6 protein-coding genes are annotated in these 10,684 nt (G+C 72.1%); all 6 read right to left on the bottom strand.

Translation table 11 applies throughout. The features are described from left to right. Positions 1–15: 15 nt before the first annotated feature. A complete protein-coding gene (locus tag ACIA8N_RS32625) occupies positions 16–969 on the bottom strand; it encodes a TauD/TfdA family dioxygenase (protein WP_399416860.1) in 954 nt (317 codons plus the stop codon). 74 nt (positions 970–1,043) lie between these two features. Continuing rightward, entirely contained in the window at positions 1,044–1,820 is a 777-nt protein-coding gene (locus ACIA8N_RS32620) for an SDR family oxidoreductase (RefSeq protein ID WP_365781148.1), read from the bottom strand. Positions 1,821–1,905: 85 nt separating this feature from the next. Then, positions 1,906–8,250 carry an amino acid adenylation domain-containing protein gene (locus ACIA8N_RS32615; RefSeq protein WP_365781147.1) on the bottom strand — a complete coding sequence of 2,115 codons (6,345 nt, stop codon included), beginning with the start codon at positions 8,248–8,250 and terminating at the stop codon, positions 1,906–1,908. Positions 8,251–8,475: 225 nt separating this feature from the next. Further along, positions 8,476–9,234, bottom strand: a complete 759-nt coding sequence (locus ACIA8N_RS32610) for an alpha/beta fold hydrolase (RefSeq protein ID WP_365781146.1) — start codon at positions 9,232–9,234, stop codon at positions 8,476–8,478. Beyond that, complete coding sequence (locus tag ACIA8N_RS32605; RefSeq protein ID WP_365781144.1) at positions 9,231–10,400, bottom strand: 50S ribosomal protein L11 methyltransferase; 1,170 nt, start codon at positions 10,398–10,400, stop codon at positions 9,231–9,233. Before ACIA8N_RS32605 ends, ACIA8N_RS32610 begins: the two co-directional genes overlap by 4 nt. 6 nt (positions 10,401–10,406) lie before the next feature. After that, positions 10,407–10,676 carry a phosphopantetheine-binding protein gene (locus ACIA8N_RS32600; protein WP_365781143.1) on the bottom strand — a complete coding sequence of 90 codons (270 nt, stop codon included), beginning with the start codon at positions 10,674–10,676 and terminating at the stop codon, positions 10,407–10,409. Positions 10,677–10,684 lie beyond the last annotated feature (8 nt).

Here is a 10,684-nt window from a genome sequence, read left to right as displayed (position 1 = left end):
GGAGGGCTACGGGGGCTACAGCAGGACCCGGCTCAGGGGCCGGACGCCGTCGGTGGACAGGTCGCGGCTGACGACGATCTTGCGGAGCCAGCGGTCGGTGCCGTCGTAGCGCGCCTGGAAGGACTCGCGGGCGTGCACGACACTGCGGTTGTCGAGGATCAGGAGCGTTCCGCGGGCCGCGACCAGTGGCCGTCGCACCCGTTCCAGCTCGTCGAGCAGGGCGCGCAGCGCCCGTTCGGCCGCCGGGTCGTCATCGACGCAGCGCATGAACGGCACGTCCAGCCGGACGTGGGGGTTGCGCGGATCGTCGAAGAGAACGGAGACCGGCTCCGGGCGGTCGCGCATCTCGACGGCACGCCGGAGCGCGGGATCGCCGGGCGCCCTCAGCGCCAGCTGCCGTATGTGCTCGTCGTCGGGAAGGATGTGGAAGCGCTTCTCGGACAGCAGGGCACGGTCCTCGTCACGGAGGACGACGTCCTGCACGGCCGCCACGTACGTCGGGACGACGTCGGGGTTGCGCACGCCGAAGAGCAGCAGGTAGTCGCAGGAGTCGGGGCGGAACGCGTCGTCGGTGTGGAAGTTCAGATACGCGTCGCTGCCGTGCCCGCTCTCGCGCCGCTCGTCGCCCCTGATCGGGAAGACGTCCTGCACCATGCGTCCGTACTGGAGCGTCGCCCAGGCGAACGGTTCGCCCAGCGCCGAGCCGCACATGGCCAGGTAGATGTCCGACTCGACGGTGGACCCGTAACCCTCGGGCCGCTCCCAGTGTTCCGGGGTCGGCCCCGCGGCGGCGTCGTCGACGGGGAATCCGTGAACCTGGCAGACGGCCGATGCCGGGTCGTCACGGAATTTCTCCAGGAATCTCCGCAGGCCGACCGGAAGGATTTCCTGAAAGTCCTGGTACTTGTCGTAGAACTCCGGTTCGACCGGCGAGAGGCCGCCTTCTCTCAATTCGCTCACGGATTTCATGAGGCCATCGATCTCGTCGCCGCTCAATGTGTAGTCAATTGAATTTCTCATGACGTCTCCCCTCGGATGGTGCGTTACCGGGAACGGATTTTGATTCGGTCCGTCTCGGCCGTCGCGCAATGCGCCGTACCGAAGTCGGAAGTCGTGGAACCGGTGATCTCCCCGCCGTCGATGACGAGTTCCTGGCCGGTCATGAAGCCGGCCTCGGGCGAAGCGAGGTAGTGGAAGGCCGCCGCGATCTCCGCAGGATCTGCGTGCCGGCCCGCGGGAATCCGGGCGTTCACCTCCGCCAGCATCCGCGGCGTGTACTCCGCCAGCTGCATGGGCGTCAGCACCGCGCCGGGCGAGACGCAGGCCACCCGGACCACGGGGCTCAGCTCCATCGCGAAGGTCCTGCACAGTGCCGCCACACCGGCTTTGGTGGCGTTGTAGTCCGCGTAGTGGGGGAACCCTCTATGGCCGTTCACCGAGGCGGTGGCCAGCAGGATTCCCTCGCCCCTGACCACCATCCGGCGCGCTGCCGCCCGCCAGGTGCCCAGCACGCCGAGCAGGTTGACGTCGACGACCCGGCGTGCCTGCTCCTCGGTGATGTCCAGTACGCCGTGCCGGATGCTGATGCCCGCGTTCGCGATCACCACGTCGAGGCGGCCGTGCTCGTCGTGAATGCGGCCGAGCGTGCTGTCGACGGCGTCCCAGCCGGCGACGTCCGTCTCGCACCACGTCACGCCCTCGTGCCGGGCCAGGGGCCGCTGCGTGTCCAGGTTGTAGACCCGGTCGCCGCCCTCGGCGAAACGTTCCGCCGTCGCAAGCCCTATTCCACTTGAGGCACCGGTTATCGCGATTATCCGCACGGCCGAGCTCCTTGCTGCTGAGGTTCGTTGCTTTTTCATGGTGGCAAAGTGCGGATTCCCGGAACAGGCAGCGGCCCGGCAATTCTCATGAGGTGTGGCGCACTCCGGAAATACCGGTTCCCTGCCGTGCCAGTACTGCCGCCATTCCGGCAGGTGTGCGGCCGCGGAATACGACAGAGACATCGACAGGAGCGCCGAACACCTCGCGCATACGTCCGGCCAGTCGCAATGCCCGAAAGGAATCGCCGCCGAGCGCAAAGAAGTCGGCGTCCGCGGAGAGCTCCTGCCTGCCCAGTACCGCCCCGGCCAGGGCGCACAGTTCCGCCACCGCGCGGGGTGCCCCCCGCGTGACGGGGGCGGGCGCGGCGGGGCCCGTGGTCACGGGAGCGACGGGCTCAGACGCGGGCCGCAGCAGGCCGTCGACCCGCACGGACGGGTCGGCGGCGAATTCCGTCAGCAGCGTCCGCAGGCGCCCGAGGGCCTCCTCGGCCTGTGCGGCGGTGACGAGTTCGGGACGGTGGCTGACCTCCAGGTACAGCCGGTCACCGGGAACGGCCATGAGCTTGAGCGGGTAGTGGTACGCGTCGCGGCCCGAGAATCCGGCGATCCGCAGGCCCGTACCCGGCAGCTCGGGATGATCGGCGGTACGCGGGAAGTTCTCGAACACCATGGAGGTGTCGTACAGCGGCCCCAGCCCGGCCACGCGTTGTACCGCCGCCGGGCCCAGGTGCGCGTGCGGGGCCAGCGCGACCTGCTCCGTCTGCACCCGGTCGAGGAGAGCCGCCAGTGTCTCGGCGGGGTCCAGCCGGACCCGTACGGGCACCGTGCTGATCAGCAGCCCGACCATTTCCTCGACGCCGGGCAGCTCCGGCGGGCGCACCGACACCGTCGCCCCGTACACCACGTCCCGTTGGCCGGTGAGGTGGTGGAGCACCAGCGCCCACGCCCCCTGCACCACGGTGTTGAGCGTCAGCCCGCAGGAGCGTGCCCGGGCGGCCACTTCGGCCGTGAGGTCCTCGGGGAGTTCGACGCCGGAGCTCAGCGGCAGCGACGGCAGGGAACCGGTGTCCGCGGCCGCCGCGAGCAGGGTGGGGCCACTCAGGCCGTCCAGCGCCGCCCGCCAGGCGCACTCCGCCGCGGCCGTGTCCTGTGCGGCCAGCCACTCGTAGTAGCGGCGTACCGGCACCGGGGGTGTGCGGCCGACGTCCTGGGCGTCCTGCGACCAGAGCGCGAAGAGGTCCCGCAGCATCAGCGAGACCGACCAGCCGTCGGCGAGCAGGTGGTGGCTGGTGAAGACCAGCGCGTGGCGCTCCTCGCCCAGCCGCAGCAGGGTGAAGCGAAGCAACGGGGCACGGGACGGGTCGAACCTGCGGATCCGGTCCTCGGTGAGGAACGCGTCCAGCCGTTCTCGTGCACGGCCGTCCTCGGTCGGCCCGTCGCCCTGCGGTCCGTCGCCCCTCCGTCCGTCGCCCCGCAGGTCGTCCTCGTGCCACGGCACCGGCACGCTGCCGGGGATCAGCTGCACCGGGGTGCCGGAAGCCGTCTGGGTGAAGGCCGCGCGCAGCGCGGGGTGCCGGTCGGTCAAGGCCTGGCACACGGCACGCAGTCCCTCCGCGTCGAGTGCGCCCTCCAGCTCGACGACCAGCTGTACGTGGTACACGTCCGGTGCCTGCCTGTCGTAGCAGGCGTGAAAGAGCAGCCCCTCCTGTACGGGGGTCAGCGGCAGGACGTCCTGAAGTCCGCGGTCCGCCCACGCCGACTCCAGAAGTTCCAGCTCCCGCTGCCCCACCACGGCCGGCAGCACGTCCGTGGGGGTGAGCCCGCCGGAACCCTGCCGGGAGGTGTGCGCGACCAGCGCACGGAGCGCGGCCAGCCAGGCCTCCCCCAGCCGTCGCACATCGTCCTCGGCCAGCAGCGCGCCGGGCCAGGTGAACGAGGCGACCAGCTGCGGGCCGGTCGGCAGGTCCTCGGTCACCGCGTTGATGTCGAGCACGTGCGGCAGGGACAGCCCGGCGTCCGCCGCCGGACCCGTGGCGTCCGACTCGGCCGCGGGCTGCCAGTGTCCGCCGTCGGAACCCGCGAAACGGCCCAGGTAGTTGAAGCCCAGCTGCGGGACGGGCAGCGCGCCGAGCACGGCGGCCGTCTGCGGATTGAGGTGGCGCAGCATTCCGTAGCCGATGCCGTGGTCGGGAATCGCGCGCAGCTGCTCCTTGACCCGCTTGAGGGCCGTGCCCAGCAGGGGTCCTACCCCGTCCGCCTCCTCCCAGTCCCGCACGCCGGGATCGAGGCGTACTGGATAGAGACTGGTGAACCAGCCCACGGTGCGCGACAGGTCGAGCTCCGCCGCGATCTCCTCGCGGCCGTGCCCCTCCAGGTTCACCAGCACCCCGGTGCCCTCGCCCAGGCCGCGCTCCCGCCGCCACGACGCGACCGCCAGTGCCAGCGCCGTCAGCAGGACGTCGTCGATTCCCGCGCGGTAGGCGGCAGGCACCGTGGTGAGCAGGGGCTCGGTGTGTTCGGCGGTCAGTCGCAGGGTCAGCGACCGGGCGGTGCCGTGCACGTCACGTGTGTGGTCCAACGGGCTCGCCGCCAGCGCGGGATCGTCTCCGGCACGCAACATGCCCTGCCACAGCGGGAGTTCGGCGGTCCTGGCCGGATCGGCGGCCGCTTCGGACAGCCGGTGCGCCCAGGTGCGCAGCGAGGTCGGGACGGGGGCGAGGTCGGGTGTTCCGCCGCCCTCGACCGCCTCCCACGCCGCCCGCAGATCAGGCAGAAGGATCCGCCAGGAAACGCCGTCCACGACGAGGTGGTGGGCCACCACGAGCAGCCGTCCCGCGTCCCGGGGACCGGCGTCGAACCAGACGAAGCGCACCATCCGCCGCTCGTCGGGGGCGAGTTCGGCGACCGCGCGGGCCGACTCCGTGGTGATACGGGCCCGCAGAGCGGCGGCGTCCAGCCCCTCGACTCCGACGCGGCGCACGCAGTCCTCGGCCCGTACGGCCGCGGCCGGTGCGATGTCCAGCTCCCACGTGGGGCCCGCGTCCCGCGCCGTGCGCCGCATCCGCAGGGCGTCGTGTCTGTCCAGCACCGCCTGTACGGAGGCGGTGAGCAGGTCCGTGCGGGCGAGCGGGGGCACCTGGAGCAGGGTCGCCTGGTGGAATCCGTCGCTCGGCCCCTTGCGCTCGCTCAGCCAGTGCGTGATCGGGGTCGCGGGCATCTCTCCGACGCCGGCCCCGGGCGCCTCCTGCAGGGCGTCCCGCGCCGGGCGCGCCACCAGGGCGAGCGCGGCGACGGTGCGGTGGGTGAACACGTCCTTGGGGGTGAGCGCCAGTCCGGCCCGGCGGGCCCGCGCGACGAGCTGGATCGAGACGATCGAGTCGCCGCCCAGGTCGAAGAAGCTGTCCTCCGCTCCCACCTCCGGCACGGCGAGCACCGCCGCGAACAGCTCCGCGAGCTGCTTCTCGACGGCGCCGTGCGCCGCTCTGCCGCCGACGGCGCGAACGAGCGCGGGAGCCGGCAGCGCCTTGCGGTCGAGCTTGCCGTTGGGCGTCAGGGGCAGCTCGGCCACCTGTACGAGCGCCGTGGGCACCATGTAGTCGGGCAGCGCGGCCGCCGCCAGGTCCAGCAGCTCCTGCGGGTCAGCCGCAGGTCCGGCCGGCACGGTGTAGGCGACCAGGCGCTGCACGCCCGGCTGGTCCTCCCGCACCACGACCGCGACCTGGGCGACGGCTTCGTGCCGGGCCAGTACCGCCTCGATCTCGCCGAGCTCCACGCGCAGGCCGCGGATCTTCACCTGGTCGTCCGACCGCCCGAGGTATTCGAGGTCACCGTCGGGGGTGCGGCGCACCACGTCCCCCGTGCGGTACATCCGCTTTCCCTCGGGGGCGAACGGGTTGGCGACGAACCGTTCGGCTGTCAGCCCCGGCCGGTCCACGTATCCCGAGGCGAGCTGCCGCCCTGCCAGGTACAGCTCGCCGGGTACGCCCGGGGCGACCGGACGCAGGGCCGGATCCAGCACGTACACCTGGGTGTTCCACACTGGCCTGCCGATCGGGACGGACGTACTGGCCGTGTGCTCCTCGTCGGGGCGGCAGTCCCAGTGGGTGACGTCGACGGCCGCCTCCGTGGGTCCGTAGAGGTTGTGCAGGCTCGCGCCGAGGCGCTCGAAGAAACGGTTCTGGGTTTCCGAGGACAGCGCCTCCCCGCTGGAGAAGACCTGCCGCAGGCTGGTGCAGCCGTCGGCGGTCGGCTCCTGGAGGAAGACCTGGAGCATCGAAGGGACGAAGTGGGCGACGGTCACCGACTCGCGCCGGATCAGGGCGGCCAGATAGGCGGCGTCCTTGTGTCCGCCCGGTGCGGCGACCACCAGCGCCGCACCGGTCTGCAGCGGCCAGAAGAACTCCCACACCGATACGTCGAACCCCGACGGGGTCTTCTGCAGTACCCGGTCGCCCGGCTCCAGCGGGTAGCGGTCCTGCATCCACAGAAGCCGGTTGACGATCGCGGAGTGCGGCACCACGACGCCCTTGGGGCGCCCCGTGGAGCCGGAGGTGAAGATCACGTAGGCCGGGTCGGCGCCGACCGGCCGCCGGGCCGGGGCGGCCGGGGCGGCCGGGGCGGCCGATGGCAGCGGCTGGTCGAGGAGGAGCCGGGGCACCGGGCACGGCGGCAGGAGCGCCGCGACCGCGGCGGTGGTCAGCAGCAGCCGGGGGGCCGAGTCCTCAAGGATCCAGCCGATCCGCTGCGCCGGGTAGTCGGGGTCCACAGGGACGTAGGCGGCCCCGGCGGCCAGTACCGCGTGCAGCGCCACCACCAGTTCCACCGAGCGGGGCACCGCCACCGCCACGAAGTCCCCGGCGCCCACTCCGCGCGCCCGCAGCACATCCGCGAGCTCCGCCACCCGGCGGGCGAAGGCCCCGTAGGACAGCGAGCGGTCCTCGAACACCAGGGCCGTGGCCTCGGGCGTGCGGGCGGTCTGTGCCGCGAACAGGGCGGGCAGAGTCGTGTCCGGCACCGGCTGCCGGGTGTCGTTCCCCTGGTGCACGGCCCGCGCCCGCTCCTCCTGCGTGAACAGCTCGATGCGGCCGACCAAGGTGCGGGGGGCATCCAGATACGTGCTGAGCAGCATGCGCAGCCGGGTCATGAGCCGGTCGGCGGCAGGTCCTTCGAAGAGGTCGCCGTCGTAGCTGAGTGCCAGTCGCAGGGTCCGGCCCGGCTGGGCGGACAGGTTGAGCGGATAGTGGGTCCAGCCCTCGGGCTGCTCCTGGGCCGCGTCCTCCGCAAGAGTGACCCGCAGGTCGCGGTAGGTCGGTACGGCATCCCAGTCCAGCGGTGCGCTGGCGAACGCGACGGCGGTGTCGTACAGGTCGCCCAGACCGGCGCCGCGCTGTATCTCGGCCAGACCCAGGTGGTGGAACGGCTCCAGATCGGCCTGCTCGCGCTGTACGCGGGCGAGGAGCGCCGCCAGCGGCTCGGCCGGGTCGAGCCTTACCCGTACGGGAGCGGCATTGATGAACAGGCCGACCATGCCCTCGACGCCGTCCAGCTCGGCGGGCCGTCCCGACACCGTCTGGCCGAACACCACGTCCTGGCGTCCCGTCAGACCGCTGAGCGTCAGCGCCCAGATGCCCTGGAGCACGGTGTTGAGGGTCAGCCCTGCGGCGCGTACGGCTTCCGTCAGGTCGGCGGTCAGCTCCGGGGAGAGCTCGGTGGAGGCCAGCCTCGGCAGCGTCGCCGGTCCCCGTGCGGGGCGGCCGGCGGCGATGAGGGTCCCTTCCTCCAGCCCGTCCAGGGCGGCGGCCCAGGCGTCCTGCGCGGCCTGCCGGTCCTGGGCGGCCAGCCAGGCCAGGTACCCCTCGAAGGGCACGACGCGGACGAGACCGGCCGGGTCGGCGTCCTGGGCGTACAGCGTGAACAGGTCGTCCAGCACGATCTGGAAGGACCATGCGTCGAGGAGGATGTGGTGGTACGTCATCACCAGGACGTGACGCCGGTCGGCCAGGCGCACCAGTGTCAGCCGGATCAGTGGCGGACGTGCCATGTCGAAGCCCTCGGCCCGGTCCGCGGCCCGGTAGCGGTTCAGCCGCCGTTGCTGCTCGTCCGGCAGCAGGCCGCGGAGGTCCAGCTCGGACCATGGGACGCGGACGTCGCGGCGGACGAGCTGGACCGGCAGGCCGGACTTGCGGAGCTGGAAGCCGGCGCGCAGTGCCGCGTGCCTGCCGAGCACCTCGTCCGCGGCCGCCCGCAGCGCGTCCGCCGACAGCGGCCCGTCCAGCGCGAGCGCGACCTGGATCGCGTAGACGTCGATCGCCTCGTCGTCGTACAGCGCGTGGAAGAGCATTCCCTCCTGGAGCGGAGTCAGCGGCAGTGCCGCCTCCAGGGACGACCGCGCGGGAGGCGGGCTCTCCTGCGTCCTTGTGCTGGTGGGCATCGCGGCTCCTTCGTCCGGCTCACGGGCTTACCCCCGAATCTTGCCGACCGGCCGCCCGCCGACTCCAGGCAGCGGAAGGGCAGTTGAGCGATGAAGCGCGGCGGCCCGCCCCTGCCGGTTGTCTGCCTGCTTGCCGGTGCGCGCACGCGGAAGCGGTGAAGGGTCCCCACGGATGCCTGGTGCGTTCCGTGGAAGCCCTCCACCACCTGGGGGCCGCGCGTGGTCTCAGACCGGCAGCGGCTCGGACACGGCGTGGACGAGACCGGCAATCGCGTCGAGCACCGCCTGGCTGGTGTCGGTGTCGAGGAGGAAGAAGTGCCCGCCGGGGAAGACCTCGACCGTGCATCCGCCGGTGGTCAGCTCCGCCCACTCGCCCAGTTCGCTCACGTCGATGTCCGGGTCCTCGCTGCCGCCCAGGACCAGGAGCCGCTCCCGCAGGACGCCTCCGGCGATGACCTCCGCGGTCCGCAGGTCGAGTGCGGCGTCGCTCCGGAACAGCTGGAGCAGCCGATCGCGCCAGAACGCGTCGCGGACCAGCTCGGGACGGGTGTTGCCGACCCTGGCGAGGAAGGAGACGATCTCCTCGTCGCTGAACCCCTGCAGGGCGGAGCGCCCGGCGGAGCGCGGCGGGCGCCCGCTGAGGACCAGCCCCTCGCAGGATCCGGGATGTGCCAGGGCGAAGGCCACGGCCAGTCCGGCACCCATGCTGTGGCCGAAGAGATACGTGGGCAGTTCCTCCCGTGCCGCCAGTCCTTCGGCGATGCCGCTCACGATCTCGGCGACCGTGGTGGCCGGTGGTTCCCCGAAGCGGCGCTCGCGCCCCGGCAGGGCGGCGCCCAGCACCTCCACCGTCTCGGGCAGCCGGTTGAGCAGGGGGCGCAGGGACGTCGGGCCCGAGGCCCCGTAGGGGAAGACGACCAGCCGCGAGGTGGGGCTCCCGGTCGGTTTGCGCAGGGGGAATATCCAGTCCGGTGCCTTGGTCATGGGAATCTGGACCCTTCTGTGGAGGAGGTCCGCAGCGCGACGAGCACCGGCACGACGGATCCGGTGCCTCGTGCGGCCAGGGCGGACAGCAGTTGCTGTGCGTGGGCGGTTCCGGACGAGAGCAGGCTCTGCCTGTCCAGCCGTCGGTCCTGGAGCTGGCGTTCGGTGACCCGGAGGTACGGGGAGTCGACCTCTTGGACCGTCACATCGGCGGCGTGGGTGCCGGTCAGCCAGCCCTCGACGACCTCGCGGGCCGACCCGGCCGACCGGGGCACCTCGACGACGGTCAGTACGTGCGCGGTGCCGCCGGGGCGCAGGACGTACGGGGCGACGGCCGCGGTCCGCCGGAGCACCTGCCGTGCCGTGCTCTGGCCGAACTCGCCGGCATCGCTCTCGATCCGCGGCATGGTCGGACTGTTGAAGACGAGGCTGCCGAACCTGCCGGTGTCGCCCAGCTCTGCGCGGCCGAGCGCGGTCGGGTCGGTGAAGTCCGCGACCGTGAAGCGGACGTCGCGTCCGTTGAGGAGGGCGTTGGCCCTGGAGAAGCGGACGCTGCGCGGGTTGAGGTCGAATCCCGCGACCCGGCCGCATCCCGGGCCGGCGTTCAGCGCCAGGAATCCGCTGCCGCACCCCACATCGAGGAACGACCCGTCGATCCGGTCGACCGCGTCGAGTGCCAGCAGGCTGGACGCGTGCGGCGGCATGGCGAGTTCGGCCGCGTCCCTCGTCACCACCTGCTGCGGAGCCGGGTTGTCGAAGAGCCGGTCGGACAGGAAGAACCGGGAGCGGTAGGGGGTCAGGGAGGCGGTGCCCAGGTAGTGGTCGCCGGACCTGGTAAGGAGGGCGAGTTCCTGGAGCAGGTCGGTCAGTTCGGGCTTGAGCGCGGCGTGCACCCACAGGTCGGGCACCGCGCGGTTGAGGAGGAACAGGGACGTCAGGACGCTCGGCGGCGCGTCCGCCGGGGCGGGGCGCGTGTGGTCACTGAAGAAGGCGTACCGGGCGGGATTGCTCAGCAGATGCCCGGAGCTTGGCGCCCGGAGCAGCCCGGCTGCCCGTTCTTCGCCGTACTCCGCCTCCCGGAGGAGGGCGGCGACCGAGCGCAGGGCTTCCCCCGCCTCCCGCGAGGTGAACACCGGGCCGTCGGCGAGGCTCGTCGCAGCGGTCATCGGCGATCACCCCGCCTGCGGGGTCGCGAGCCGGTTCTCGGCGATGAGCCCGGCGATCTCCCGCAGCACGGGGTGGTCGTAGAAGGCGTCCAGGGGCAGGACTCCTTCGCCGAAGGCGTCCTCGACCGAGGCGATCAGCCGCATGGCCGCCAGCGAGGTGCCGCCGCACGAGAAGAAGTCGACGTCCGCGTCGTCCACCCGCAGGCCCAGGCCGCGGCAGGTGGCGACGACCCATCGTTCGATGTCATCGGCGGTGTGCGTGTCACGTGTATCCATGTTCCGGT

The sequence above is a fragment of the Streptomyces sp. NPDC051822 genome (assembly GCF_044452745.1).
Classification (GTDB): domain Bacteria; phylum Actinomycetota; class Actinomycetes; order Streptomycetales; family Streptomycetaceae; genus Streptomyces.
The sequence above is the reverse complement of the archived record's forward strand: the minus strand, read 5'-3'. Positions and strand labels throughout refer to the sequence as shown.

Excerpts from the sequence above, each read along its gene's own strand:
- ACIA8N_RS32625 (WP_399416860.1), bottom strand. The coding sequence starts at position 969 with ATGAAATCCGTGAGCGAATTGAGAGAAGGCGGCCTCTCGCCGGTCGAA.
- ACIA8N_RS32615 (WP_365781147.1), bottom strand. The coding sequence starts at position 8,250 with ATGCCCACCAGCACAAGGACGCAGGAGAGCCCGCCTCCCGCGCGGTCG.
- ACIA8N_RS32610 (WP_365781146.1), bottom strand. The coding sequence starts at position 9,234 with ATGACCAAGGCACCGGACTGGATATTCCCCCTGCGCAAACCGACCGGG.
- ACIA8N_RS32605 (WP_365781144.1), bottom strand. The coding sequence starts at position 10,400 with ATGACCGCTGCGACGAGCCTCGCCGACGGCCCGGTGTTCACCTCGCGG.
- ACIA8N_RS32600 (WP_365781143.1), bottom strand. The coding sequence starts at position 10,676 with ATGGATACACGTGACACGCACACCGCCGATGACATCGAACGATGGGTC.